The organism is Zoogloea sp., from assembly GCF_023150065.1.
Taxonomy (GTDB): domain Bacteria; phylum Pseudomonadota; class Gammaproteobacteria; order Burkholderiales; family Rhodocyclaceae; genus Zoogloea.
Genome location: NZ_JAKLLN010000028.1, coordinates 1 through 25,787 on the forward strand (window position 1 = coordinate 1; position 25,787 = coordinate 25,787).

The following is a 25,787-nucleotide window of genomic DNA, read 5'->3' on the forward strand; positions in this document are numbered from 1 at the left end:
TGCGGGGGCAGGATTTGAACCTGCGACCTTCGGGTTATGAGCCCGACGAGCTGCCAGACTGCTCCACCCCGCGTCTGAGAAACGAGATATTAGACTACCACCCAGGTAGTGTCAAATTTATTTTGCAGCGCATCATCGAGGGCTTCCGCGTTCCTGCCCAAGAAGGGCGAAAAGGGCCGTGCTTGCGTGTTCTCGAGCCATCGTCCGGCCACTCGGGTATCCTCGTGCGGCGCGGAATCGCAGCGGGAGAAGTTCATACCGGAACGTACCGCGCAACAAAACAGCATTTCAAAAAATCAACGCAACAAGGAGCTACAGCATGGCTATTCAGAACATCGGCGTGATCGGCGCCGGCACCATGGGTAACGGCATCGCCCAGGTCTGTGCCCTCTCGGGCGTCAACGTGGTGATGGTGGACATCACCGCCGAGGCGGTAGAGCGCGGCATCAAGACCGTTTCCGGCAGCCTTGACCGCATGGTCAAGAAGGAGAAGATCTCCGAGGCCGACAAGACCGCAGCCCTGGCCCGCATCAAGGCCACCACTGCCTATGCCGACCTGGCCGCAACCGACCTGGTGATCGAGGCTGCCACCGAGAACGAGGGCCTCAAGCTGCGCATCCTCAAGGAGATCGACAGCATCGTGCCGGCCACTACCGTGATCGCCACCAACACCTCGTCCATCTCCATCACCAAGCTGGCGGCAGCGGTGTCCACCCCGTCGCGTTTCATCGGCATGCACTTCTTCAACCCGGTGCCTCTGATGGCCCTGGTCGAGCTGATCCGCGGCCTGCAGACCTCCGACGAGACCGTGGCCGCTGTCCAGGCCTTCGCCAGCGCCATCGGCAAGACCCCGATCGCCGTCAAGAACAGCCCGGGCTTCGTGGTCAATCGCCTGCTCTGCCCGATGATCAATGAGGCCATCTTCGCTCTGCAGGAAGGCCTGGCCTCCGCCGCCGACATCGACGAGGGCATGAAACTGGGCTGCAACCATCCCATCGGCCCCCTGGCCCTGGCCGATCTCATCGGCCTGGACACCATGCTGGCGGTGATGGAAGTGTTCTACGACGGCTTCAATGATCCCAAGTACCGTCCGGCGCCCCTGCTGCGGGAAATGGTGGATGCGGGTTACCTGGGTCGCAAGACCGGTCAGGGCTTCTACACCTACTGATCCGGTCTGAAAGGCCTGCCCGGCCCTGGTCGGGCAGGCTCCGGGGAAGGGGTGGCGGCCCATGGTGCACGACCGCGCATGATTGTGTTCAGGTTTCCCTGCACAATTGACGATAAGCACTTATGAAGGCCGTCATCCTGCCCTTCCTTGTGGCGCTCCTGCTTGCCCTTCCTGTTCGGGTCCACGCCGACACGGTGCTGACCCTGGGACACGCGCTGAGCGCCGACCACCCTCGCGCCCGGGCATCACACCACTTTGCCGAGGTGGTCAAGACCCGCAGTGGCGGGCGCCTCACCGTCGAGGTGCTGGGCGGCGCCAGCTTCGGTGACGATGTGGCCATGCTCACGGCCCTGAGGGATGGCAGCCTCGACATCTCCGCCAACAGCCAGGGGCCCCTCTCGGCCTACGTTCCGGAGATCAACGCCTTCGGCCTGCCCTTCCTGTTCGACCGGCCCGAACGGGCCTTCCGGCTGCTGGACGGCCCTCTGGGCGATCATCTCGCCCAGCGCATGGCCGACGCCGGCTTCATCCTGCTGGGCTTCTGGGACAACGGCATCCGGCATTTTTCCAATTCGGTCCGCCCCCTGCTCAAACCCGCCGACTTCGCCGGTCTGAAGATCCGCACGCCGGCCGACCCGGTCACCACCGACATCGTCCGCGCCCTGGGGGCCCAACCCGTCGAAATCCGCTTCGCCGCCCTTTATCAGACCCTGCAAAAGCGCGCCGCCGACGGCCAGGAGAACCCCCTCATCAACTTCCGGACCGCAAGGCTTCAGGAGGTTCAGCCCTACCTGTCCCTGACTGCTCACAAGTACGAGATCACCCCCTTCGTGATGAGCCGCCGCACCTGGAACGCCCTTCCTGTCCCCGACCGGGACATCATCCGCGCCGCCGCAGCCGAAGCCACCACCCGCCAGCGGGCCCTGGCCCGGCGTGGCGAGGAGGAGGCACAGCAGGCGCTCGTCGCCAGCGGTATCCAGATCAGCCCTGTCAATCGGGCCGCCTTTGTCGAGGCAACCCGGCCCGTGTATGAGAAGTGGTACGCCAGCCCCGTCGGTGCGTACGTCAGGCGGGTCGTGGAGGCTGCGGCAGAATGAAGGTCCGGCACGCGCTCATCATCGGTTTCGGCACGACCCTGCTGGCCGTGCTGAGCGTGGTGCTGATCGCCTTCATGGTTCTGTCACAACTTTCAAGCAGCTGGACAGAGATGTCCACGATGATCGCCGGCCGGCATCAGGTGATGCTGCGCAGCGCCCTGCGCCTGGGGCTGGCCACCGAGCACTTCAACAACTTCGTCCGCGAGGGCGGCGACGAAGGAGAGCGCTTCACGGCGGAGATCGAACGCCTGGCGAGCCATCTGGCGGCCTACCGCGGCCTCGGCCAGCTCGACGAGGCCGAAAGCACCCTGCTCGACAGCGTCGACCGCTACCTGAAACTCTACCGGGAGGACATGACGCGGGTCGTCGCCCTGCGCGCCAGCGGCGCGGACACTGCCAGCATCGAGGCAGCGCTCCAGGGCGAGCACGACAAGCTGCTGGCCCTGAGCCTGCGCAAGCTCACCGACATCAACACCCGTCGCACGGACGCCGCCACGGCGGAGCTCACCCGGCAGCTCGAAGTCAGCCGCATCGGCCTGCTGATTGCCGCCGCCCTGGCCAGCGCAGGAGTCTTCACGGCCGGCGTGCTGGCCTCGCGCAGCATTGTCCGCCATGACCGGGCCCGGGATACAGCCTTCACCGCTCTCCAGTTCGAGATCGAGGAGCGGAGCAAGGCAGAAGCCGAACTGGAAGGCTACCGGGATCATCTCGAACAGCTGGTCGAAGCCCGCACCATGGAATTGCTGGAAGCCAACCGGACCGCGGCGGCGGCCAGCCGGGCCAAATCCGAGTTCCTGGCCAACATGAGCCACGAGATCCGCACCCCGCTCAACGCCATCGTCGGCCTCACCCACCTGCTGCGGCGGCGGAGCCATGACCAGGAGCAGCTCGACAAACTCGGCAAGATCGGCGATGCCGCCCGCCATCTGCTGTCCGTCATCAGCAACATTCTCGACTTCTCGAAGATCGAGGCGGACAAGCTGGTCCTGGAGGCGCAGCCGGTGGATCTGCGCGTGCTGGGTGCCAGCGTCGTGTCGCTGCTGAGCGAGCAGGCCCGGGACAAGGGCCTCGAACTGCAGATCGACACCCCGCCCCTGCCCATGCTGTCCGGCGACCGGACACGCCTCACCCAGGCCTTCCTCAACCTTGCCGGCAATGCCATCAAGTTCACCCGCCAGGGCAGCGTCCGGCTCAGGATCATCCAGGAAGACGAGAACAACGACGGGCTGCTGCTCCGCTTCGAGGTGTGTGACACGGGAGCCGGGATCACCGCGGAAGCCCTGGCCGAGCTGTTCGAACCCTTCCGCCAGGCAGACAGCTCCACCACCCGGACCCACGGCGGAACCGGCCTGGGCCTCGCCATCACCCGGCGCCTGGCCCGCCTCATGGGGGGTGACGCCAACGGAGAGAGCAGCCCGGGCCGGGGCAGCCGCTTCTGGTTCACTGCCCGTCTGCCGCGCCTCGCCGAAGCCGACATCAGCCCCGTCAGCACGCCCACCGACGATACCGCCGAGACCTTGCTGCGCCAGCACCACGCCCATGCCCGGCTGCTGCTGGTGGAGGACGACATGGTCAACCAGGAGGTCGCCCGCGATCTGATTGCCGAGATCGGACTGCAGCTCGATGTTCTCGACAATGGTCAGCAGGCCGTCGAACGGCTGCGTGACGGCAATCCGGGCTACGCCCTGGTACTGATGGACATGCAGATGCCGGTGATGGATGGTCTCGAAGCCACCCGGCGCATCCGCGAGACCCACCCGGCCGAGACCCTGCCCATCATCGCCATGACGGCCAACGCCTTTGGCGAGGACGAGGCCCGCTGCCTGGCGGCAGGCATGAATGATTTCGTGAGCAAGCCGGTGGACCCGGAGCTTCTCTACGCCGCCTTGCTCAGATGGCTGGATCGGGCCGGAGAGACCGGCCCGGCCTGATCCACGCCAGCCCGACGCAAGGCCACATGGGTGCGGATCAGGGCCGCGGCATCGGCACGGAAACGCTCATCCGGCCTGCCAGCCAGCCAGTGCTTGATCAGGCCACCAACAAACAGGAAAGTGTCGTGGGCCAGATCGTCCGGTGCGATACCCGGGCGCAGCACCCCCCGAGCCTCTGCCCGACGATAGGCCTCCGTGAGCTTGCCCAGGAAATCCAGCTGACCGCCGGTGCATTGCATCATGTCACCAAGCTCATTCACATACTCGCACTTGAAGCTGATGATCTCGAAGGTCTCCCGCACCTCGGGCTGATCACCAAGGATGTGGAAGATTTCCCGCAGGGCGGTTTCGATGCCGTACAGGGGGTCGGAATCATCCTCCTTGAAGACCACCCGATCCACGAAAGGCAGAATGGCCTGCTCGCGCATGGCGAAGAACAGCTCGGTCTTGTTGCGGAAGTGCCAATACACGGCGCCCCGGGTCACCCCCGCAGTGGCAGCGATCTTCTCCAGGGTGGTGTGGCTGACGCCGCACTCCAGAAACACACGGCGCGCAGCATCGATGATCTGGCGGCGCGTGAGATCGGCTTCTTCCTTGGTTTTACGAACCATTTGACATGCCTGTAATCACATCCGAACTGTGGCAAAAGCCTTTACATACATTCGTGAATGTATAAAATCATGCCCCAACACCAACTAAAAATCCAGCCCCCGGAGGCCTCCGTGACTGTCCACTCAACGCCCCTTCCCCGCGCCCTGCGCACCTCCCTCCCCGTCATCGCCCTGTCTGCCCTGGTCCTGTCGGCCTGTTCCGGCAAGGATCAGGCGCCCGCCGGGCCGCCGGGGGGCGCCATGCCGGCACTGCCCGTCACCGTGCTCGAAATGAAGCCGACCCGCGTCGACAGCAGCGTCGAGGCAGTGGCCCAAACCGAGGGCGCCCGCGAGGTGGAAGTCCGCGCCCGGGTCGGCGGCATCGTCATGAAGCGCCTGTTCGAGGAAGGCGCGCCCGTCCACGCCGGCCAGCCCCTGTTCCAGCTCGACAAGGCGCCCTTCGAAGTAGCCGTCGCCCAGGCCCGGGCCAACCTGGCCCAGGCCAAGGCCCGCGCCGAGCAGACCGACCGCGAGGCCGCCCGCCTGAAGGGCCTGCTGGCCGAACAGGCCATCAGCCAGCGCGAATACGACACCGCCGGCTCCGACAAGGCCGCCGCCCTGGCCGCCGTGCAGTCCGCCGACGCCGCCCTGCGCCAGGCCGAGCTCAACCTCGGCTGGTCCACCGTGACCGCCCCGGTGGCCGGCACCAGCGGCCGCGCCGTGATTTCTGAAGGCAACCTGGTGGCCACCAACAGCCTGGTGACCAGCGTGGTCCAGCTCAACCCCATGTGGGTGCGCTTCTCGGTCTCCGAGGCCGAACTCAACGCCGCCACCCCCAGCGGCCGCTTCAAGCCCCAGGTGGTGCGTGGCGTCGAGCTGATCCTGCCCGATGGCAGCACTTACCCGGTGCGCGGCAAGCTCAACTTTGCCGCCAGCCAGGTCAGCCCGACCCTCGGCACCCTGCAGCTGCGGGGCGAGTTCCCCAACCCCGACGGCACCCTGCTCCCCGGCCAGTTCGTGCGTGCCCGCCTGCTTACCGGCGAGCGTGATGGCGTCTTCCTGGTGCCTCAGAGCGCCGTGATGCAGAGCGACAAGGGTGCGGTGGTGATGCTCGCCAACGCCGACAACAAGGTGGAGCCGCGGCCCGTAAAGACTGGCCAATGGAGCGGCAATGACTGGGTGATCCTCGGCGGCCTGAAGGCCGGTGACAAGGTCATCATCGACAACCTGATCAAGACCCGCCCGGGCGCCCCGGTGGCCCCCCACGCGCCGGGTGAAGGCCCTGGCGCCAAGCCGGCTGCAGCGCCGGCCGCGCCGGCCAAGGGTTGAGGGGGTCGCCGTCCATGTCACGCTTCTTCATCAGCCGACCGATCTTCGCCTCGGTCATCTCCATCGTCATCGTGATCGCAGGCCTGATGGCCTCCCTCACCCTGCCGGTGGCCCAGTACCCCGAGATCACCCCGCCCACGGTGATCATCTCCGCCACCTTCCCCGGCGCCAACGCCGAAACCCTTTCCAAGACCGTCGCCGCCCCCATCGAGGAGCAGCTGTCGGGCGTGGAAGGCCTGATCTACTACAACTCCCAGAGCACCTCCAACGGTACGGTGAGCATCACCGCCACCTTCGAGGTGGGCACCAACCCCGACACGGCGCTGATCGCCGTTAACAACCGGGTCAAGGTGGCCGAGCCGCGCCTGCCCGATGACGTGCGCCGCACCGGCGTGCTGGTGCAGAAGCGCTCCAACAACATATTGATGTTCGCGGCCCTGCGCTCCCCCGACAACACCTTCGACGCCCTTTACCTTTCCAACTACGTACTGGTCAACGTCATTGAGGAGATCCGTCGCATTCCAGGCGTAGGCGACGCCCAGCAGTTCGACCCGGTCTACGCCATGCGTGTGTGGCTGAAGCCCGACGTGATGGCCAAGATGGGCATCACCACCTCCGACGTGGCCGCCGCCATCCGGGTACAGAACACCCAGAACGCTGCCGGCAAGATCGGCGCCGAGCCGGTGATCAATGGCCAGCAGCTCACCTATACCGTCACTGCCAAGGGCCGCCTGCTGACCCCCGACGAGTTCGGAAACATCGTGCTGCGCGCCGACGGCGCCAACGGCTTGGTACGCCTGAAGGACGTGGCACGCCTGGAGCTGGGCGCCGACGGCTACGACCGCAGCGCCCGCGTGAACGGCGCCCCGGTGTCCGGCATGGGCATCTATCTGCAGTCGGGCGCCAACGCCCTGGACACCGCCAAGCGCGTCCGTGCCCGCCTGGATGAAATGTCCAAGCAGTTCCCCAAGGGGATAGAGTACTTCGTACCCTACGACACCACCCGCTTCATCCAGGAATCCGCCAAAGAGGTGACCCACACCCTCATTGAAGCAGCCCTCCTGGTGATCGCCGTGGTGTACCTGTTCCTGCAGAACTGGCGCGCCACTCTCATCCCCATTGTGGCGGTGCCGGTGTCCCTGATCGGCACCTTCGCCGGCATGTGGCTGTTCGGCTTCTCCATCAACACCCTGACCCTCTTCGCCATGGTGCTGGCCATCGGCATCGTGGTGGATGACGCCATCGTGGTGCTCGAGAACGTCGAGCGCCTGATGAGCGAACGCAAGATGTCCCCCAAGGACGCCGCCATCGAGGCCATGCGCGAGGTCTCGGGCGCCGTCGTGGCCATCGTGCTGGTGCTGTGCGCAGTATTCGTGCCGGTGGCCTTCCTGGGCGGCATCGCCGGGGTGCTCTACAAGCAGTTCGCCGTGACGGTGGCGGTGGCGGTGGTGATCTCGGGCATCGTCGCCCTGACCCTCACCCCGGCCCTGTGCGCGCTGCTGCTCAAGCCGACCCACGAAGAGAAGCCCCTGTTCCGCCCCTTCAACCGCTTCTTCGACAGCTTCACCCGCAGCTACACCAACACCGTCGGCCTGACCCTGCGCCACGGCATCATCGGCACCCTGGTGTTCCTGCTCACCATCGCCGCCGCCGCGGGCCTGCTGCGCATCGTGCCGGGCAGCTTTGTGCCGGCCGAAGACCAGGGCTACCTGTTCGGCTTCGTCACCCTGCCGGATGGCGCGTCCACCCAGCGTACCGGGGTGGCCGCGGAGCAGATGCGCCAGCGCATCATGTCCGACGACATCGAGAACATCTTCTTCATCAATGGCGTCGACTTCATCACCGGCAACGCCCGCCCCAGCGTGGCCACCACCTTCATCATCTTCAAGCCCTGGGACCAGCGGACGGTGACCACACCCGAGATGGCCGGCAAGTTCATGGGCATCGGCATGAGCCTGCCCGACGGCATGGGCCTGGTCTTCAACCCGCCCCCCATCCAGGGCCTCGGCACCGCCGGTGGCTTCGAGGTGTACGTGCAGAACCGCGCCGACGGCGACCCGCGCACCCTGGCCACCGTCAACGCCCAGTTCGTCGAAGCCCTCAAGAAGCGCCCCGAGCTGACCGGCGTCAACACCTTCTTCCGGGTCACCGCGCCCCAGCTGTACGTGGAGGTGGACGAACCCAAGGCCCTGTCCATGGGCATCCCCCTGGAGAGCATCTACGCCACCCTGCAGGCCAGCACCGGCACCCTCTACGTCAATGACTTCAACCGCAGCGGCAAGACCTACAAGGTCCAGCTGTCGGCCGACGCAGCCTACCGCATGAAGCCGGAAGACCTGCTCAAGCCCTACGTGCGCACCGCCACCGGCACCATGGTGCCCCTGTCCGCCGTAGCCACGGTGAAGACCATCACCGGCGCCGAGATGGTGGAACGCTTCAACGGCTTCGTGTCGGCCAAGGTGCTGGGCAACGCCGCCCCGGGCTTCAGCTCCGGCGACGCCATCAAGGCCGTCGAAGAGGTTGCCCAGGCCAGCCTGCCCGAAGGCTACCGCACCGAATGGGTCGGCCAGGCCTTCCAGGAAAAGCGCACCGGCAGCGCCTCCATCATCGCCTTCGTGTTCGGCATCATCATGGTCTTCCTGATCCTTGCCGCCCAGTACGAAAAGTGGTCCCTGCCCCTGGCGGTGATCATGGCCGTGCCCTTCGCCATGCTCGGCGCCCTGGTGGCCGTGCTGATGCGCAACATGCCCAACGACATCTACTTCCAGATCGGTCTGGTGGTGCTCATCGGCCTGGCCGCGAAAAACGCCATTCTGATCGTCGAGTTCGCCGCCCAGAAGCAGGCCGAGGGCATGAAGGTGGTGGATGCGGCCATCGAAGCGGCCCGCCTGCGCTTCCGCCCCATCGTGATGACCTCCCTGGCCTTCATCCTCGGCGTGCTGCCCCTGGCCCTCTCGTCGGGCGCCGGCGCCGCGGCACGGCGCTCCATGGGCACCGGCGTGGTGGGGGGCATGATCGCCGCCACCTTCATCGCCACCATCTTCATCCCGCTGTTCTTCAAGTGGCTGAGCCGCAACACGCCGCGCCCCCCGACAGATGACCTGCCGCATGCCGGCACCCAGGAGGTGAAGCCGTGATCCGCCCCCGTCTGACCCTGCTCGCCCTCGCCATTCCCCTGGCCCTGGCCGGCTGTGCCATCGGCCCCGATTACCAGCGCCCCGACGCCCGCGTAGCGCTGCCCGACAGCTACGCCAATGAGCCCGTGGCGGCCGCGCCGGCCACCACGCCGGCGCTTGCCGGCCGCTGGTGGACCCTGTTCGGCGATGCGCAGCTCGACACCCTGGTGGACCAGGCCCTGGCCAGCAGCCCGGATGCCCTGAGCGCCGCCGCCCGCATCGAAGAGGCCGACGCCGTACTGCGCCAGGTGAATGCCGCGCTGCTGCCCCAGATCGACGCCAACGCTGGCATCTCGCGCAGCCGCAGCATCCTGCCCAACACCAACCCGCCCAGCGGGCTGGTGCGCAATACCAACAAGATCGGCCTGTCCACGTCCTTCGAGCTGGATGTGTGGGGCAAGCTGCGGCGCGCCTCCGAAGGCGCCCGGGCCCAGGCCCTGGGCACCCGCTACACCGCCGAGACGGTGTCCCTGAGCCTCGCCGCCAGCGTCACCCAGGCCTATCTCAACCTGCGCGCCATCGACGCCCAGCTGCTGGCCAACCGCGACTCGGTGAGCAGCCAGGCCAAGAGCACCCAGCTGACCCGCATCCGCTTCGATCGGGGCTACGTGTCGCAACTGGATGTACAGCAGGCCGAAGGCGCCCTGGCCACCTACACGGCGGCCCAGGTACAGCTGGAGAAGAGCCGTGCCCTGGCCGAAAGCCTGCTCGGCCTGCTGGTCGGCCAACCCGGCCTCAAGCTGGCCCCGGGCGACCTGCGCAGCCTGCCGGTACCCCCGGCACCGCCGGCCGGCCTGCCCTCCAGCCTGCTCGAAGCCCGCCCCGACGTGCGCAAGGCCGAAACCGACCTGATCGCCGCCAACGCCCGGATCGGCGTGGCCAAGGCCGCCCTGTTCCCGAGCATCACCCTGACCGGAACCTTCGGCCGGGAGAGCCGCGACCTGTCCGATCTGTTCAGCCCGGCCGCCGCGGTATGGTCCATCGGCAGTGGCCTGACCCAGCCCATCTTCGAAGGCGGCCGTCTGCGCGCCCAGGTGGAACAGGTCAGCGCCCAGCAGAAGCAGAGCCTCGAGGCCTACCGCAAGTCGGTGCAGACCGCCTTCCGGGAGGTGAACGATGCCCTGATCACGGTGCGCCAGAACGGCGAGAGCGAGGTTGCCCTCAACCAGGCCATGCAGGCCGCCAAACGCAGCCTGCAGCTCGCCCAGACCCGCTACGACAGCGGCTACTCGCCCTACCTGGAAGTGCTGACGGCCCAGCGCACCAGCAACGACGCCACCGTGGCCTGGGTGCAGAACCGCCAGGCCCGGCTGTCCTCGGCGGTGGATCTGTTCAAGGCCCTGGGCGGTGGCTGGAAGGACAGCAACGCCAGCGTCGCCCCCCAGGCCGCAGCCCGCTGATGCTGACTGAGGCGCCCGCCCCCGGGCGCCTCAGTAGGAAGACCCCGGGGCGTCGCTCGACGCCCCGCCCTTGTACGACGCACACAGGCTGGACGTCGCCGCCGCCAGCAGCATCGAATCCACCCCCACGGCGATGAAACGCGCCCCGGCCTCCCGGTAGCGCGCCACCAGGCCCCGGTCGCCGCACAGCACGCCGCCGGCCTTTCCGCAGGCCGCCACCCGGGCCAGGCCCTGTTCGATCATGGCAACGATCTCCGGGTGATTCGACTCCCCGAGCAGACCATAGGACGCCGCCAGATCGGCCGCGCCGAAGAACACCCCATCCACCCCGTCCACCGCCAGGATTGCGTCCAGCTCGGCCATGCCGGCTCGGGTTTCCACCTGCACGAGCAGGCACATGGCGTCGTTGGCGCGCTGGGCATAGTCACCGATGCGGCCCCAGCGGGAGGCCCGGGCAATCGAGCTGCCCACCCCGCGGATGCCCGCCGGCGGGTAGCGCATGGCCTCCACCAGGTGGGCGGCCTGTTCGGCCGACTCCACCATGGGGATCAGCAGGGTCTGCACCCCGGTCTCCAGGAGCTGCTTGATGAGTACATGGTCGCCCTGGGGCGGGCGCACCACCGGCTGGGACGCGTAAGGGGCAATCGCCTGGAGCTGGGCGAAGATGGTGCGCAGATCATTGGGGCCGTGCTCGGCGTCGATCAGCAACCAGTCAAAGCCGGCGCCGGCACAGATCTCGGCGCTGAAAATCTCGGACAGGCCCAGCCACAGGCCGTATTGCAGGTCGCCGGCGAGCAGGCGCTGCTTGAAGGGGTTGTCGGGAAACTCCACGGGCTTCTCCTCTGGATCGTCGGTCAGGCCGTCAATCTACCGCAGCTTTGGGGCGCAGGTTCTGGTCATAGTCGGCCAGGGACGGAAAGCGCAGGGGCGCCCGGGCATCCAGGCTGAGCAGGTGCCGGCGGTAGCCGTCGAGGATCTCCGCCCGCTCGGCGTCACTCACATAGGGCACATGCCAGGCCACGTAGGGCGGCAGCACGGTGCAGCCCACATAGCCCAGCATGCCCCGCAAAATGGGCTGGAGCAGAACCTCCAGCTCGCCGTGGATGCCTTCGGGCCCGAACATGTGGGCCTGTCCGCCCAGGGACACGGCGAGCATCGCCTTCTTGCCCTTGAGCCCACCCTGGTCATAGATGCGCCGCCCGCCATAGCAGAAGCCCGACACGAAAACCCGATCCACCCAGCCCTTCAGGATGGCGGGCATGCCGTACCAGTAGATGGGAAAGTTGAAGAGGATCAGGTCGGCCCACTTCACCTTCTCCAGCTCGGCGGCGATGTCCGGCGCCAGGGTGCCGGTGTTGAAGGCATGGCGCTGCTCGAGGGCATACACCAGGTAATCCGGGTTGGCGCGGCTGCCAAAATCGGCGGCGCTGGCCACCGGGTTGAAGTTCATGGCGTAGAGGTCGGACACCTGCACCTGGTGGCCCTCCCCCTCCAGCACCCGCAGCGCCTCGTCCTTCATGGCGGCGTTGAAGGAGCGAGGTTCGTTGTGGGCAAAGACGATCAGTACGTTCATGGGCTGTTCCTTCAGTGTTCAGCGGGACCGTAGGGTGGCTTCGGGCTTCAGCGCGGTCACAAAAAAATCCCCTTCGCGAGCCGCCCTCGCGAAGGGGAGAACACGACCGAATTCCTGGGAGGAGAGGGTTTACTTCGGTCGAGGGAGACATGGGCCCCCACGCTCGCCCCACTGCGTGGGGGTCGCTGCCCCCCAAGGGGGCGGGCGCCTGCCTTGGGGCGGCCCGGCGGCAGGCTGGGGCCCGGGCTAAGAGGGCGGGGTATTCTGGGCGGCGCGGGCGGCGACTTCGTCTTTGCGGACGACGCTGGCGGGTTCGCCGGCGATGGACCAGTCCTCGGGGGCGACGCGGCGGCAGCTGCCGCGGACGAGGTCGCGGCGCACGCCCAGGGTGTCCACCAGCAGGTCGGTGAAGCGGCGCATCAGGCAATGCCGGTCTTCCAGGGAGCGCCCTTCGAGCACGATGAACTCGAAATACGGCGCGTGCAGGCCGTTGTGGGCGCACAGGCCGCCGGCCGCGGCGAACTGGCCGGGGCGGTGGGGCGTGATGAAGGCGCGGATGCGCTCCATCGGAGCCTTCAACACCTCGGCATAGAGCTGGCAGGCACCGATCAGCAGGCGCTCGTCCTGCTCGGGGGTGCTCATGCCTTCAAGCACATGAAAATTGACGATGGGCACGGTTGGGCTCCTGGGCGATGTCTATGGGTGCCGTCATGGCAGGCCGCGGCGGCGGCCGGAGTCCAGCATCAGGCTGGAGCCGGTCATGGCGTCGGCTTCCGGGGCCAGCAGCATGGACACGGCCCAGGCCACCTGTTCGGGGGTGGTGAAGCGGCCGATGGAGGAGTCCTCGAGCATCTCGGCCAGCACCTCGTCCACCGTGATGCCGCGCAGGGCGGCCCGGTCGGCGGCCACCCGGCGCAGGCGCTCGGTGTCGGCCGGCCCGGGGGCGACGAGGTGGGCGGTGATGCCCCGGTTGCCATAGGCCAGGCTCAGCTGCCGTACCACGTTGACCAGGGCGGCGTTGGCCACCCCGGCGGACGCGGCATAGGCGGTGGGCTCGAAACCGTAGTGGCCGCCGATGGCGACGACGCGCGAACCCGGGCTGAGGCGCCCATCCACGGCGCGGGTGAGACGCAGCAGGCCGCCCACCTTGATGTTGACCGCGTCCACCATGGTGGCCGTGGGCGCGGTGAGGATGCCCCCCGCCACCGTCACGCCCGGCCCATGCACCACCATGCGCACGGGCCGGTCCACCACCGCCGCAATGGCCTCGATGGCGCTGTCGGCGGCGATGTCGGCCACGCAGGCCAGCAACCCGGGCACCCGGGCCTGCAGCGCCGCCAGGGAATCGGCACTGCGGGCCACCGCCACCACGCCCAGGCCGGCCGCGGCCAGGCGATCGACGATGGCGTTGCCAAAGGCGCCGGTGGCGCCCACCACGACGGCCAGTTCAGTCGGGGAAGTGGTCATGGGGTCAGCCCGTCAGTACGGTCAGGAAGCTCTCGCGCACCACGTTGTCCTGGGCAAAGGTGGCGTGGCCCAGTTCGGTGGTGTCCCAGGTCAGGGTCGGGGTGTCCGGGTAGTGCACATAGCCACCGGAAAACACCTCGTTGCGGTTGCCCGAGGGATCGAAGAAGTAGATGGTGGCGCCGCGCGTGACACCATGGCGGTTGGGGCCCACGTCCACCGGGATGCGGTACTTGCCGATGAGGTCGGCGGCGTGGATCACGTCGGTCACCGATTCGAGCAGGAAGGAGACGTGGTGGAAGCGCCCCGGGGTGGGCTGCAGCACGAAAGCGATGTCGTGGGGCTTGGTGGAGCAGCTCAGGAACAGGGCCAGGGACTGGCCGCTGTCGGCGTCGATGAGGCGCTCGCTCAGGTCAAAGCCGAACACCTCGGTAAACAGCCGCGCCGACTCGTCGATGTTCACGCCCCCCACCAGGGCATGGTCGAGGCGGTTGATGCGGAAGCCGCGGATCACCCCCTCGTCGGGCATCACGCCGGGGTTGAGCAGGGGCAGGTTGTTGCCGGTCTGCTCCTTGTGGGCATACAGCTGCATCACGTGGCCGCTGGGCAGCGTAAATTGCAGGCGCCGCCCGCTCTTGGGGTACACGCCGGCCTCGATGTGCTCCACCTGCAGGCCGAAGGCGCGGATCTTCGGCTCCAGCGCATCCAGGGTGGCGTCGTCGAAGACCTTGAAGGCAAAGTAGTCCATGCCCGACGACTCCGCCTCGCGCAGCACCAGGCAGTGGTGGTCGTGCTCGTCCCAGGCCTTGAAATAGACCTGGCCGGCGGCGTCGGTCATGACCTCGTGCAGGCCCATGCGCTTGCCGTAGTGCTCGCGGGCTTCGCCCATGTCGAGTACGCGTATCGCCACTTCGCCCATGCGAAGCAATCCTCTGAGTGCCATCTTTGTCTCCGTTGGTGGATGGGGGTGCTACCGCAGGGTGCCTGCATGGGCACCCCGTCCGTGTGTTCAGGCCGCCACGGCCTTCAGCAGGCCGCGCTCCCTGGCCATGGTCATGGCGGTGTCCATGATCATGTCTTCCTGGCCGCCGATCATCTTTTTGCGGCCCAGCTCCACCAGGATGTCCCGGGCCGGCACACCAAAGCGGTCGGCGGCGCGCTTGGAGTGGAGCAGGAAGGTGGAATACACGCCGGCAAAACCCAGGGTCAGGGATTCGCGATCGACGCGCACCACGTGCTCCATCATCGGCACGATGATCTCCTCGGCCACGTCCATGAGCTTGAAGAGATCGACGCCGGTGTCGATGCCCATGCGCTCGCACACGGCGGCAAAGACTTCCAGCGGCGTGTTGCCCGCCCCCGCCCCCAGCCCGGCCGCCGAGCCATCGATGCGGGTGGCGCCGGCCTCGATGGCGGCGATGGAGTTGGCGATGCCCATGCCCAGGTTGTGGTGGCCATGAAAGCCGATCTCGGTTTCCGGCTTGAGCACGGCGCGCAGGGCGCCGATGCGGGCCTTCACGTCGTCCGGCAGCATGTAGCCGGCGCTGTCGGTGACATACACCGTGTGGGCGCCGTAGCCTTCCATCAGCTTGCCCTGGCGGGCGATGCCCTCGGGGTCGTTGAGGTGGGCCATCATCAGGAAGCCGGTGGTGTCCATGCCCAGCTTGCGGGCAAAGGCGATGTGCTGGGGCGCGGTGTCGGCCTCGGTGCAGTGGGTGGCCACGTGCACGCTGCGGGCGCCGCAGTCGTAGGCCGACTGCAGCTCCTTCATGGTGCCCAGGCCGGGGATGAGCAGCACCGACACCTTGGCCTGGGTCATCTTCGAGGCCACGGCGGAGATGTATTCCTCGTTGCTGTGGGGCGCAAAGCCGTGCTGCAGCGAGTTGCCCCCCAGGCCGGCGCCGTGGGTGACCTGGATGTAGGGCACGCCGGCCGCGTCCAGAGCGGTGGCGACCTTGACCATCTGGTCGAGGCTGATCTGCTCGCGCTTGGCATGCATGCCGTCACGCAGGCACATGTCGTGCAGGATGATTTTCTTGCCTTTGAGATCCATGGGATTCTCCAATCTGTGGGATTACGCGACGGCGGTCAGCCTGATGCTGCCCTTGAGGATCTCCTCGGCGAACATCTCGGCAGTACGGGTGGCGGCGGCGGTCATGATGTCCAGGTTGCCGGCGTAGCGCGGCAGATAGTCCCCCAGCCCGGCCACCTCCATGAACACCTGCACCTTGTTGCCGTCGTAGATCGGCCCATTCACCAGGCGGTAGCCCGGCACGTACTTCTGCACTTCCTTGATCATCTGCAGGATGGACTCGGTGATCCGGGCCTCGTCCGGCGCCTCGTCGGTGAGGCAGGAGATGGTGTTGCGCATGATCATCGGCGGCTCGGCCGGGTTGATGATGGCCAGGGCCTTGCCCTTGCGCGCGCCGCCCACCTTCTCGATGGCGCCGGAGGTGGTGTAGGTGAACTCGTCCAGGTTGGCCCGGGTGCCGGGGCCCACCGACTTGGACGACAGGCTGGCCACGATCTCGGCGTAACCCACGCCCTGGGTGCGCGACACGGCATTGACGATGGGAATGGTCGCCTGGCCGGCACAGGAGATCATGTTCACGTTCATCTCCACCTTGTCGGCGTGCTGGCGCAGGTTCACCGGCGGCACGCACAGGGGGCCGATGGCGGCGGGCGTCAGGTCGATCATCATCACGCCCAGGGCGTTGAGCTTGCGGCTGTTCTCCGCATGCACGTAGGCGCTGGTGGCGTCGAAGGCGATCTGGATGTTGTCCTCCAGCACGTGGGGCAGCAGCCCATCCACGCCGTCGGCGGTGGTCTTGAGGCCCATCTCCCGGGCCCGGGCGAGGCCTTCGGAGGCCGGGTCGATGCCCACCATCCACACGGGCTCCAGCACCGGGCTGCGCTGGATCTTGTAGATCAGGTCGGTGCCGATGTTGCCCGAGCCGATCAGGGCGCAGCGGATCTTCTTCATGCCGTTTTCTCCTGGGCCCGGGCGGCGGCGCGCTGGGCCATGGTCTGGCCGGCCACGTAGAAGCCGTCGGTGGCGTGTTCGGTGATCAGGATGCGCACCGTGTCGGCGCTGCATTCCAGGCTCTTCGCCACCGCCTCGGTTACCGCAACGGCAACCTTGTTCTTCTGCTCGGTGGTACGGCCCACCATCATGTGCATCTCGATAATTGGCATGGGTCTCTCTCCATGGGATGGGTTGGGGCGATTGCTGTTTTTTCTGCGACTACGCGACGAAGCGCATGGACACGCTGCCCAGCTCCTGGAAGCGGGCGATGACGCTGTCACCGGGCTTGACCGCGATGGCCTCGGTGATCCCGCCGCTCATCACGAAGCTGCCCGCCGGCAGGCCCTCGCCCAGCTCGGCCAGGATGTTCACCAGCATGGCGATGGCCTCGGCCGGGTGGCCCAGCACGGCGGCCGCGCTGGCCATGGCCACCAGCTCGCCGTTCTTCTCCATCACCACGCCCAGGGTGGCCAGATCCACGTCGTCCACGTAGCGGGCCCGGCCACCGCCCACGAAGCGGGCCGACGAGCCGTTGTCGGCCACCACGCTGGGCAGGTCGAACTTGAAGCCGGAAAAGCGCGAGTCGATGATCTCCACCGCCGGCAGCACGTAGTCGGTGGCGTCCAGCACGTCCTGGCGGGTGCAGCCGGGGCCCTGCAGGGCCTTCTTCATCACGAAGGCCACCTCGCACTCGACGCGGGGATGCACCAGGTCGGCGGTGGAGATGGCCGAGTTCTCGGGGCGGGCCATGCGGTCGGTGAGAAAGCCAATGGACGGCACGTTGACGCCCATCTGGATCATCTTGGCCTTCGAGGTCAGCCCGGCCTTCCAGCCCACCTGCTTGTGGCCTGCGGCCAGGAAGCGCTGGCGCAGGGCCAGCTGCACGGCATAGCCGTCGCCGATGGTCATGCCCGGGTATTCGTCGGTGAGCTTGGGGATGGCGCGGGCCCGGGTCTGGGCGCCTTCGATGCGCTCGCACAGGCGCACCACGTCCTCGCGGCCCAGGGTCAGGTTCATGCCGGCGGTGCCACTGCCCGGTCGGGCTTCGCTGCCAGGCGCAGCCGCGCTGGCGGTGGTGCTCTGCCCGGCAAACTTCACCCGGCAGCTGCCCAGGCCGCCCACCGTACACACCAGTTCGTCCCCGTCCACCACCGGCACCAGGGCCGACTGGGAGCCGGACAGGATCACCTCGCCGGCCTTGAAGGGGATGCCCAGCTCGCCCAGGGTGTTGGCCAGCCAGGCCACCGCGTTGGCGGGGGAACCCTGCACGGCGGCGCCGACGCCGGTGGAGAACAGCTCGCCGTTCTTCTCCAGCACCATCCCGGCCAGGGTGATGTCCAGCTTGCGCGGGTCGCCCTTGGTCTTGCCCAGCACATACACGCCGCAGGAGGCGTTGTCCGCCACGGTGTCCTGGATCTTGATCTTCCAGTCGGTGATGCGCGAATCGACGATCTCGAAGCAGGGCAGCACGTAGTCGGTGGCGCGGATCACGTCCATGGCGGTGATGCCCGGGCCCTTCAGGTCTTCCTTGAGCACGAAGGCCAATTCGGCCTCGGCCTTGGGCTGGATCAGGGTGCCCAGGTCGATGGTGTCGCCCTCGCTGTACACCATGCCCGACAGCAGGATGCCGAAATCCGGCTGATAGACGCCCAGGAAGTCCTGCACCGGCTTGCTGGTGGCGCCGATCTTCTTGCCGATCACCCGCTCGCCGGCCGCCACCCGGCGGGCCACGAAGCGCTCCTGGATGCGGTAGGCGTCGGCGATGGTGATGTCCGGCTCACGCTCCAGCAGCGGGCGGATCGCGCGGCGACTGACGAAAGCCTCGTAGAGCTCGTCGCCGTATTGGTGGATCTTTTCTTCGTTCATGGTCATGTCCTTGCGGTCACAGCTTCACGCACACGTTCCGTGTCTCGGTGTAGAACTCCAGGGAATGCACCCCGCCCTCGCGGCCGATGCCCGACTGCTTGGAGCCGCCGAAGGCCGTGCGCAGGTCACGCAGGAACCAGCTGTTGATCCAGGTGATGCCCACCTCGATGTGCGCGGCCATGCGGTGGGCGCGGGCCAGGTTGGTGGTCCAGATGGTGGTGGAGAGGCCGTAGTCGGTGTCGTTGGCCAGGGCCACCACCTCGTTCTCGCTGTCGAAGGGGCGGATGTGGCAGCACGGGCCGAAGATCTCCTCCTGCACCACGGCGGCGCTCTCGGGCAGGCCGGTCCAGATGGTGGGCTGCACCCAGGCGCCCTCGGCCAGCTCGCCGGGCATGTCGGGCACGCCGCCGCCGGTCACCACCGTGGCGCCCTCCTCCACCGCCTTGCGGTAGTAGGACAGCACCTTCTGGCGGTGCTCCTGGCTGATCAGCGGGCCGTAGTTGGCGGCGTGGTCCTCGGGCCGGCCAAACTTCACCGCCTCGGCCTTTACCTTGAGGGCGGCGACGAAGCGCTCGAAGATCGGCCGCTCCACATAGACCCGCTCGGTGCCCAGACACACCTGCCCGGTGTTGAGGAAGGCGGAGCGGAAGATGCCATCCACCGCCGCGTCGAAATCGGCGTCGGCAAACACGATGCCGGCGTTCTTGCCGCCCAGCTCGAAGGACACGTCGCGCATGCCGTCGGAGGCGGCCTTCATGATGGCGGCGCCAGTGCGGGTCTCGCCGGTGAAGGTGATGGCATCGACGCCCGCGTGACGGGTCAGGAACTCGCCGGCGGAGTCGGGCCCGAAGCCGTGCACCACGTTGTAGACGCCCTTGGGGATGCCCACCGCGTTCATCACCTCGCCCAGCAGGGCCGCCGTGTGGGGCGACTCCTCGGAGGGCTTCACCACCACCGTGTTGCCACAGGCCAGGGCCGGGCCCACCTTCCAGGTCATCAGCAGGAAGGGGGCGTTCCACGGGCTGATCACGCCCACCACGCCCTTGGGCACGCGGACGGCGTAGTTGAGCGCGCCCCGGCCGTCGGGCGTGGACATCTGGAAGGACTCGGTGGGCACGTTCTTGACCACATCGGCAAAGACCTTGAAGTTGGCCGCGCCGCGGGGGATGAAGACGTGGCGCATGACGTGGGACGGCTGGCCGGTGTCGGCCATCTCGGCGGCCACGAAGTCTTCGAAGCGGCGGGTGATCTCGTCGGCCACGCCGTAGAGCAGATCGACGCGCTGCTCCAGGGTCAGGCCGCCCCACTCGCCGTTCAGGGCCGCACGGGCGGCACACACCGCCGCATCCACCTCGTCCCGCCCCGCCTCGGTGATGCGGGCGATGACGCTGTTGTCCAGGGGCGAACGCTTCTCGAAGGTCTTGCCGCTGAGCCCGGCGGTGTATTCGCCGCCGATGAAATTCTGGATGAGACGCATGCTTGAACCTCGATCAATGGTCTGAAGTGTCCGAACCCGCAGGCCCGGTATGGGAAGCAGTCTATGAATGGGGAAACATACCGTCCAATACTTAATAACTTTATTTTCAATACCTGCCAGGTATCAAAAACGAAGTCCGCAGTCGAGCTCATCCGGCCTCCCCCCGTTGAACGATCAACCTGCCCGCCCCTTGACGTCTGGCGCGTCTGGCCGCGAGAATGGGGCCATGCCTTGCCTCTATACCGCCTATCCCCTGCTGCCCGCCCGTCGTCGCGCCCTGCGCGCCTGGCGCGTGGCCGTCCGTCCGGGGCCGGGATCGGGTTGATCGGTTAGTTGCACCGATTTCACGACAGGCCGCGGATTTCCCTCCGCGGCCTTTTTCATTTTCAGGAGTCCCCCATGTCACTGCCCGCTGCCTACCTCGGCATCATCCTGATCTGGTCCACCACGCCCCTGGCCATCCAGTGGAGCACCGAAGGCACCGGTTTCGCCTTCGCCGTGCTCGCCCGCATGGCGATCGGTGCGCTGGTGGCCGGGCTGCTGGTGCTGGTGTGGCGCATCGGCTTTCCCCTGCACGCCCGGGCGCGACGGGCCTACCTGTCGGGCGGGATCGGCCTGTTCGGGGCCATGGCGCTGACCTACTGGGGTGCGCGCTACGTTAACTCCGGCCTGGTGGCGGTGCTGTTCGGCCTGTCGCCCCTGTTCGCGGCGGTGCTGGCGGCCGTTTTCCTGGGCGAACGGGCCCTCACCCCGGCGCGCCTGGCCGGCACCCTGCTGGGCGCAGCCGGGCTGGGCGTGATCTTCGTGCACGGTGACAGCCTGGGCGGCGAGCATGCGCTGCAAGGCCTGGTGGCCCTGCTGGCGGCGGTGCTGGTGTATTCGGGCAGCCTGGTGTCCCTCAAGCACATCGGCGACGACAGCCCGCCCCTGGCCACCACGGTGGGCACCCTGACCGTCTCCCTGCCCTTCTTCGCCCTGGTGTGGCTGCTCAGCGACGGGCACCTGCCCAGCGCGGTGCCACCCCGCGCTGGCGCGGCCATCGTCTATCTCGGGGTATTCGGGTCGGTGCTGGGCTTTGCCCTTTACTACTACGTGATCAAGCACCTGGACGCATCCCGGGTGGCGCTGATTACCCTGATCACGCCGGTGCTGGCCCTGCTGCTGGGGAATCTGCTGAATGGCGAGGTGATCGGCCTGCGCCTGTGGGCGGGCACCGGGCTGATCCTGCTCGGCCTGGCGGTGCACCAGGGCGAGATGTGGCGGCCGCTGCTGCGCCGCCTGACGGCCGGGAGCGGCGGCTAGACGGCAGAAAAAGCCGCGTGATACTCGACGCAGCCGGCCAGCCCGTCCAGGTGGCCGGGCTGCAGTTCGAGGATCATGTAGGCCTCGTCCGGCACCTCGCCGGAATCCATGTAGGAACAGCGGATGCCGTGGCGCGACGCCGGCACGAAGCCGAAGCGCGGGTAGTAAGCCGGATGGCCGAGCACCACCACCGCACCGGCGCCGGCCTCGCGGGCCCGCTCCAGCCCGGCCTCCACCAAAGCCGACCCCACCCCGCTGCGCTGGTAGCCCGGCAGCACGGCCAGGGGCGCCAGGGCCATCAGCCGCGCCCGGGGGTGGCCGGGCAGATGCACGGGGGTGAACAGGATGTGCCCCGCGATCACCCCCTTGTCGTCGGCCACCAGGGACACGTAGGGAAAGGTGTGACCGCGCAGGGCCTCCACCAGATCGGCCTCGGCATTGCCTTCGAAGGCGGCCACAATCAGTGCATGCACGGCGGCGGCATCGGCCGGGGTTTCATTGCGGATCAGCACGACAGCGGACAGTCTCGGAACATCAGGGCCCGGCAGCATGCCCCACGCAGCCGGGCCCCGTCCAGCGTCAGCCTCGCTGCGCCGAGCTTTCCAGCCGCTCCTTGCGCAGGGACAGCACCACCGAGGTGGCGATCAGCAAGGCCACCACGCCCAGGGAGATGCCCACCGGAATCTTCACCACGTCCAGCAGCAGCATCTTGGTGCCGATGAACATCAGCACCGCCGCCAGGCCGTACTTGAGCAGCGAGAAGCGCCCGGCAAAATCGGCCAGCAGGAAGTACATGGCGCGCAGACCCAGGATGGCGAACACGTTGGAGGTGAGCACGATGAAGGGGTCGGTGGTGATGGCGAAGATGGCCGGGATCGAATCCACCGCAAAGATCACGTCGGAGATCTCCACCAGCACCAGGGCCAGGAACAGGGGCGTGGCGTAGCGCACCCACTTGCCGCCCTCCTCCTTCATCACGAAGAAGCGCTCGTGGTGAAACTCGCTGGTGATCTTCATATGCCCGCGCAGCCAGCGCAGCAGGGGGTTCTTGTCCAGGTTCTGCTCATGGTCGGCAAACCACATCATCTTGGCGCCGGTGAGCAGCAGGAAGGCACCGAACACATACAGCACCCAGTGAAACTGGCTGATCAGCCAGGCGCCGGCGAAGATCATGCCGGTGCGCATCACGATGGCCCCCAGCACGCCATACACCAGCACCCTCTTCTGCAACTCGGGGGGCACGGCGAAGAAGGAGAACAGCAGCAGCCAGACAAACACGTTATCGACGGCCAGGGCCTTCTCGATCAGGTAGCCGGTGACGAACTCCAGGGTCCGGGCATTGGCCACCTCGCGGCCTGCCGCCCCATCCAGGTACCACCACAGGGCGCCGGCAAAGAGCATCGCCACGCTCACCCACACCACGGTCCAGATGCCGGCCTCGCGGACCGACACCTTGTGCTCCTTGCCGCCGCCCACCACAAACAGGTCGATCGCCAGCATCACCAGCACCACGACGGCAAAGCCCGCCCACATCCACCACGTACCGATACTTTCCATCACGTCTCTCCCAAATCGGAACCAAACAAAAAGGCCTTTCGTCCGGCAATGACGAAAGGCCCTTGAGTTGGTCCGGCAGGGGAGCCGGATTGCCTGAAGACACTTCGCCATCGCGGCAAAGGTCTTGCTCACAGTCACCCTAAAAACCCGGCGACTGCCTGGCGGCCGGAAGAACCCCGCAGACATCGCGACATTCTTCGTACTGACGACCTACCAGCGTGGAGCTACTCCCCCTTGGGACTCCCGAACTATAGAAGCCCCCGGCGGCGGTTTCAAGGAAAAACTCAGCCCTCCTCGGGCAGCATGTCCATGAAGCGGGTCTCGATGGTCGTCACGTGGGCCACACCCACCTCGGCGGCGATGACGCGGCAGCGGGCGAAGGCCTGCAGCAGTTCATCCCGGGTGGTGGCCTGGCGCAACTGCTCGCGGATGGCCACGTCTTTGGTACGCAGGCTCTGCTCCATGGCGTCGAGCAGGTAGAAGCGCGCCAGCGCCAGGGAGCGCCGCCGGTCGGTGGGAGCCGCGGGGCGGGTCTTCGGTTCCAGCGAGGCCCGGCTGGCAGGCTCGCTGGCGTGGGGTGGATGGGGGGGAGGCACCGGTCGGGGCGTGATCAGGCCCCGCTCCAGCAGCTCGACAAGGCCCTCGCCCACCGCCGGATCGGCCACCAGCTCGGCCAGCTGGCCCAACGTGCGCCGGCCGTCCACCAGGATCAACAAGGTCCGCAGGCGCGGCGGCAGACGCCGGCCACGCGTGGCAATCTCTTCCACCCCGGCCGCCGTCTTGCCCGGAATCCAGTCCTTCTGCATGGCGCCCTCCGCGTATTACTGAACCGGAGAGCAGAGTACGGCATGAATAATTCAGCACGGTGACACCCGGTCGAAGGCACTCGACCCCACGGACGCGCCTAGCCTCCGCCGGGCCGGCGGTGACGGAAGCTGGCGGGGGCGTGGGCGAAGATCACGGAGAACACCAGGATGGACCAGAACAGCAGGGGCCGCGCGCTTTCATCGGCCACGAACCAGCCCAGCAGGGCAAACTTGACGAGCAGGGACAGGCCGGCGTACTCCCGCAGCCACACGGGGTTGGACCAGGCGTCCAGGGCGGCCATGGCGATGCCCGAGGCCACCATCAGCCTTACGAAGCCTTCGAATGGATGCCCCGACGGGGCCAGCAGCCCGGCGCCCACGCCCACCACACCGGCGATGTGGGCGGCGCGCAGCACCACCACCAGCCAGCGCCGGCCGGGAAAGTCGCGATAGCCGCAGGCCGCGTCCTTGCTCACTCAGAGGCTCCGGGCCGGCTCCCAGGCGTAGCCGCGCTGGCTCATCTCGGCGGTGATCAGGGCCATGGCCTGCTCCACCCGGGCCGCGGGGCCCTTCATGCCCAGCTCGATGTGACGACGCCCCCCCTCGCCGCCCACGCTGGGCAGGCTGAACAGGGTCGCATCGGGGAAATCGGCAGTGATGCGTTCCATGAAGTCGATGAGATGCCCTTCCAGGGCGTCCCACACGATGATGGACGCCTCCACGTAGTCGGCCTTGTGGTGCAGATGGGCAAAGCGCGTATCGAGCACCCACTCCACCATGGGCCAGGCCATCACCGGAAAGCCCGGCACGAAGAAGTGCTTGCGGATGGAGAAGCCCGGGATCCGGTTGTAGGGGTTGGGGATGATCTCGCTGCCTTCCGGATAGACGCCCATCTGCAGGCGCTGGGGCGTGGTCTCGTCGCCGAAGCGGGCGCGGATTTCGGCCTCGGCCTCGGGGTGCAGGGCCAGAGGCAGGCCCAGGGCCTCGGCGGCGGCCTGGCGAGTGTGGTCGTCCGGCGTCGCGCCGATGCCGCCAAAGCTGAACACGATGTCGCTGGCGGCAAAGCTCTCCTTGAGCGTCTGGACCAGGCGCGGGCGCTCGTCGCCCACGTAGCGTACCGACGCCAGGCGCAGCCCCCGGGCCTTGAGCAGTTCCAGCACCTTGCCCAGGTGCTTGTCTTCCCGACGGCCGGACAGCAGCTCGTCACCAATGATGATTGCGCCGAAGGACGGCACCGCGTTGTCGGTCATTTACGTTACCTCGATGATGTTCTCGCCCTGCCGGCTCACGCGCAGGGCCGACAGGAGGTAATGGACAAAGGCCAGGCCGGAGAGTGCCGGCGCAAACAGATTGACCAGGGGCACATGGGCCATCGCCGCGCCCAGCAGACCCACCCCGAACAGCCCGCTGGAGTGGCGGGCGGGCAGATCCTTCATCTCGAAGCCGTCGGCGTGGGCCATCAGGGCGTCGTAGCGGAAGGCACGCTGGTTGAGCCACGCGGTGAGCACCAGGGAGATGATCAGCCCGACGCCCGGAATCAGCCACAGGGGCAGGCTCAGCACCAGCAGCAGCAGGAACTGGAGCACGGCCACCAGCGCGTTCCACACGCTGCCCGCCTGACTTCCGCCCTTGCGTCGGGCGATATCGGCGTAATCCTGGGCGGCCACCTTGTCGGCCATCAGGGGCAGGGCCACGGCTGCCACCAGGAAGGCCGCCGTCACGTAGATGATGGGCAGGGCCAGCACCACCAGGCCGATCTTGAACATCACCAGCGCCACCATCAGGGCACTGTCGGTGCTGGCCAGCCAGCCACCCACGAGGGGCATGGCGGTGATCAGGCCCGAACCCAGCTCGATCAGGCTGCCCCAGCTGGAGATCAGCAGGGCTGTCCAGATGCCGGTTGCGAGCAGGGTCGGCCACATGAGATGCCACAACACGCCCGGCCGGGTCAGGCTGCGGGCGGCGGAAAAATAGGAGAGCAGGACGGTTTTCATGGTGATGGGCGAGGAAGCCTGTCAGTGCGCGC

24 protein-coding genes, 1 tRNA gene and 1 pseudogene are annotated in these 25,787 nt (G+C 67.3%); 7 read left to right on the forward strand and 19 right to left on the reverse strand.

Going from position 1 to position 25,787, the window contains the following annotated elements; translation table 11 throughout:
- Nucleotides 1-73: transfer RNA gene (locus L6Q67_RS21100), tRNA-Met, on the reverse strand.
- Between the two features lie 246 nt (nucleotides 74-319).
- Here L6Q67_RS21100 and L6Q67_RS21105 point away from each other — a divergent pair.
- The 3 genes from L6Q67_RS21105 to L6Q67_RS21115 all read left to right on the forward strand — a co-directional run bounded on the left by L6Q67_RS21105 (nucleotide 320) and on the right by L6Q67_RS21115 (nucleotide 4,196).
- Nucleotides 320-1,168: a 3-hydroxybutyryl-CoA dehydrogenase gene (locus tag L6Q67_RS21105; RefSeq protein WP_296574469.1), complete on the forward strand. Its 849-nt coding sequence runs from the start codon at nucleotides 320-322 to the stop codon at nucleotides 1,166-1,168.
- A gap of 122 nt (nucleotides 1,169-1,290) precedes the next feature.
- Complete coding sequence (locus tag L6Q67_RS21110) at nucleotides 1,291-2,265, forward strand: TRAP transporter substrate-binding protein (RefSeq protein WP_296574471.1); 975 nt, start codon at nucleotides 1,291-1,293, stop codon at nucleotides 2,263-2,265.
- Nucleotides 2,262-4,196 carry an ATP-binding protein gene (locus tag L6Q67_RS21115; protein WP_296574474.1) on the forward strand — a complete coding sequence of 645 codons (1,935 nt, stop codon included), beginning with the start codon at nucleotides 2,262-2,264 and terminating at the stop codon, nucleotides 4,194-4,196. The genes L6Q67_RS21110 and L6Q67_RS21115 overlap by 4 nt, the downstream gene beginning before the upstream one ends.
- On the opposite strand, the gene L6Q67_RS21120 is transcribed toward L6Q67_RS21115, so the two are convergent.
- Nucleotides 4,142-4,807 (reverse strand): TetR family transcriptional regulator, encoded by a 666-nt coding sequence (locus tag L6Q67_RS21120; RefSeq protein ID WP_296574477.1) that lies wholly within the window; start codon nucleotides 4,805-4,807, stop codon nucleotides 4,142-4,144. The two genes, L6Q67_RS21115 and L6Q67_RS21120, sit on opposite strands and share 55 nt — an antisense overlap.
- A gap of 111 nt (nucleotides 4,808-4,918) precedes the next feature.
- On the opposite strand from L6Q67_RS21120, the gene L6Q67_RS21125 reads away from it, so the two are divergent.
- The 3 genes from L6Q67_RS21125 to L6Q67_RS21135 are packed head-to-tail and all read left to right on the forward strand — an operon-like array spanning nucleotide 4,919 to nucleotide 10,691.
- Nucleotides 4,919-6,115 (forward strand): efflux RND transporter periplasmic adaptor subunit, encoded by a 1,197-nt coding sequence (locus L6Q67_RS21125; protein WP_296574480.1) that lies wholly within the window; start codon nucleotides 4,919-4,921, stop codon nucleotides 6,113-6,115.
- A gap of 14 nt (nucleotides 6,116-6,129) precedes the next feature.
- A complete protein-coding gene (locus L6Q67_RS21130; protein WP_296574482.1) occupies nucleotides 6,130-9,252 on the forward strand; it encodes an efflux RND transporter permease subunit in 3,123 nt (1,040 codons plus the stop codon).
- Nucleotides 9,249-10,691 carry an efflux transporter outer membrane subunit gene (locus tag L6Q67_RS21135; RefSeq protein WP_296574484.1) on the forward strand — a complete coding sequence of 481 codons (1,443 nt, stop codon included), beginning with the start codon at nucleotides 9,249-9,251 and terminating at the stop codon, nucleotides 10,689-10,691. Before L6Q67_RS21130 ends, L6Q67_RS21135 begins: the two co-directional genes overlap by 4 nt.
- A gap of 30 nt (nucleotides 10,692-10,721) precedes the next feature.
- Here the strand turns inward: L6Q67_RS21135 and L6Q67_RS21140 are convergent, their stop codons facing one another.
- The 11 genes and pseudogenes from L6Q67_RS21140 to L6Q67_RS21190 all read right to left on the reverse strand — a co-directional run bounded on the left by L6Q67_RS21140 (nucleotide 10,722) and on the right by L6Q67_RS21190 (nucleotide 20,096).
- Entirely contained in the window at nucleotides 10,722-11,522 is an 801-nt protein-coding gene (locus L6Q67_RS21140) for an HpcH/HpaI aldolase/citrate lyase family protein (RefSeq protein WP_296574487.1), read from the reverse strand.
- 31 nt (nucleotides 11,523-11,553) lie between these two features.
- Nucleotides 11,554-12,264, reverse strand: a complete 711-nt coding sequence (locus tag L6Q67_RS21145) for an NAD(P)H-dependent oxidoreductase (RefSeq protein WP_296574489.1) — start codon at nucleotides 12,262-12,264, stop codon at nucleotides 11,554-11,556.
- Between the two features lie 246 nt (nucleotides 12,265-12,510).
- Nucleotides 12,511-12,939, reverse strand: coding sequence for a tautomerase family protein (locus tag L6Q67_RS21150; protein ID WP_296574492.1), 429 nt, complete (start codon nucleotides 12,937-12,939; stop codon nucleotides 12,511-12,513).
- A gap of 33 nt (nucleotides 12,940-12,972) precedes the next feature.
- On the reverse strand, nucleotides 12,973-13,731 hold the full coding sequence (locus L6Q67_RS21155) for an SDR family oxidoreductase (protein ID WP_296574494.1): 759 nt from the start codon (nucleotides 13,729-13,731) through the stop codon (nucleotides 12,973-12,975).
- A 4-nt stretch (nucleotides 13,732-13,735) separates the two neighbouring features.
- Complete coding sequence (locus L6Q67_RS21160; protein WP_296574498.1) at nucleotides 13,736-14,671, reverse strand: catechol 2,3-dioxygenase; 936 nt, start codon at nucleotides 14,669-14,671, stop codon at nucleotides 13,736-13,738.
- 66 nt (nucleotides 14,672-14,737) lie between these two features.
- A complete protein-coding gene (gene dmpG / locus L6Q67_RS21165) occupies nucleotides 14,738-15,781 on the reverse strand; it encodes a 4-hydroxy-2-oxovalerate aldolase (protein ID WP_296574500.1) in 1,044 nt (347 codons plus the stop codon).
- A gap of 21 nt (nucleotides 15,782-15,802) precedes the next feature.
- Nucleotides 15,803-16,711: an acetaldehyde dehydrogenase (acetylating) gene (locus L6Q67_RS21170; RefSeq protein ID WP_296574503.1), complete on the reverse strand. Its 909-nt coding sequence runs from the start codon at nucleotides 16,709-16,711 to the stop codon at nucleotides 15,803-15,805.
- On the reverse strand, nucleotides 16,708-16,923 hold the full coding sequence (locus L6Q67_RS21175) for a tautomerase family protein (RefSeq protein ID WP_296574506.1): 216 nt from the start codon (nucleotides 16,921-16,923) through the stop codon (nucleotides 16,708-16,710). Before L6Q67_RS21175 ends, L6Q67_RS21170 begins: the two co-directional genes overlap by 4 nt.
- A 49-nt stretch (nucleotides 16,924-16,972) precedes the next feature.
- Entirely contained in the window at nucleotides 16,973-17,770 is a 798-nt protein-coding gene (gene dmpH / locus L6Q67_RS21180; protein ID WP_296574596.1) for a 2-oxo-3-hexenedioate decarboxylase, read from the reverse strand.
- 66 nt (nucleotides 17,771-17,836) lie between these two features.
- Nucleotides 17,837-18,619: pseudogene (gene dmpE, locus L6Q67_RS21185) on the reverse strand (2-oxopent-4-enoate hydratase); the annotation flags it as partial.
- Between the two features lie 16 nt (nucleotides 18,620-18,635).
- A complete protein-coding gene (locus tag L6Q67_RS21190) occupies nucleotides 18,636-20,096 on the reverse strand; it encodes a 2-hydroxymuconic semialdehyde dehydrogenase (RefSeq protein WP_296574508.1) in 1,461 nt (486 codons plus the stop codon).
- A 399-nt stretch (nucleotides 20,097-20,495) separates the two neighbouring features.
- Between L6Q67_RS21190 and L6Q67_RS21195 the strand changes: the two genes are divergently transcribed.
- Nucleotides 20,496-21,398 carry a DMT family transporter gene (locus tag L6Q67_RS21195; RefSeq protein ID WP_296574511.1) on the forward strand — a complete coding sequence of 301 codons (903 nt, stop codon included), beginning with the start codon at nucleotides 20,496-20,498 and terminating at the stop codon, nucleotides 21,396-21,398.
- Here L6Q67_RS21195 and L6Q67_RS21200 read toward each other — a convergent pair.
- The 6 genes from L6Q67_RS21200 to L6Q67_RS21225 form a co-directional block, all read right to left on the reverse strand.
- Entirely contained in the window at nucleotides 21,395-21,910 is a 516-nt protein-coding gene (locus tag L6Q67_RS21200; protein ID WP_296574513.1) for a GNAT family N-acetyltransferase, read from the reverse strand. The two genes, L6Q67_RS21195 and L6Q67_RS21200, sit on opposite strands and share 4 nt — an antisense overlap.
- 67 nt (nucleotides 21,911-21,977) lie before the next feature.
- Nucleotides 21,978-22,955 (reverse strand): TerC family protein, encoded by a 978-nt coding sequence (locus tag L6Q67_RS21205; RefSeq protein ID WP_296574516.1) that lies wholly within the window; start codon nucleotides 22,953-22,955, stop codon nucleotides 21,978-21,980.
- Between the two features lie 284 nt (nucleotides 22,956-23,239).
- A complete protein-coding gene (locus tag L6Q67_RS21210; protein ID WP_296574518.1) occupies nucleotides 23,240-23,761 on the reverse strand; it encodes a hypothetical protein in 522 nt (173 codons plus the stop codon).
- A 98-nt stretch (nucleotides 23,762-23,859) separates the two neighbouring features.
- Nucleotides 23,860-24,237 carry a hypothetical protein gene (locus L6Q67_RS21215; RefSeq protein ID WP_296574520.1) on the reverse strand — a complete coding sequence of 126 codons (378 nt, stop codon included), beginning with the start codon at nucleotides 24,235-24,237 and terminating at the stop codon, nucleotides 23,860-23,862.
- Nucleotides 24,238-25,011 carry a molybdopterin-binding protein gene (locus L6Q67_RS21220; protein WP_296574522.1) on the reverse strand — a complete coding sequence of 258 codons (774 nt, stop codon included), beginning with the start codon at nucleotides 25,009-25,011 and terminating at the stop codon, nucleotides 24,238-24,240. It lies immediately after the preceding gene.
- Nucleotides 25,012-25,755, reverse strand: coding sequence for an EI24 domain-containing protein (locus L6Q67_RS21225; RefSeq protein ID WP_296574525.1), 744 nt, complete (start codon nucleotides 25,753-25,755; stop codon nucleotides 25,012-25,014).
- Nucleotides 25,756-25,787: the final 32 nt, after the last annotated feature.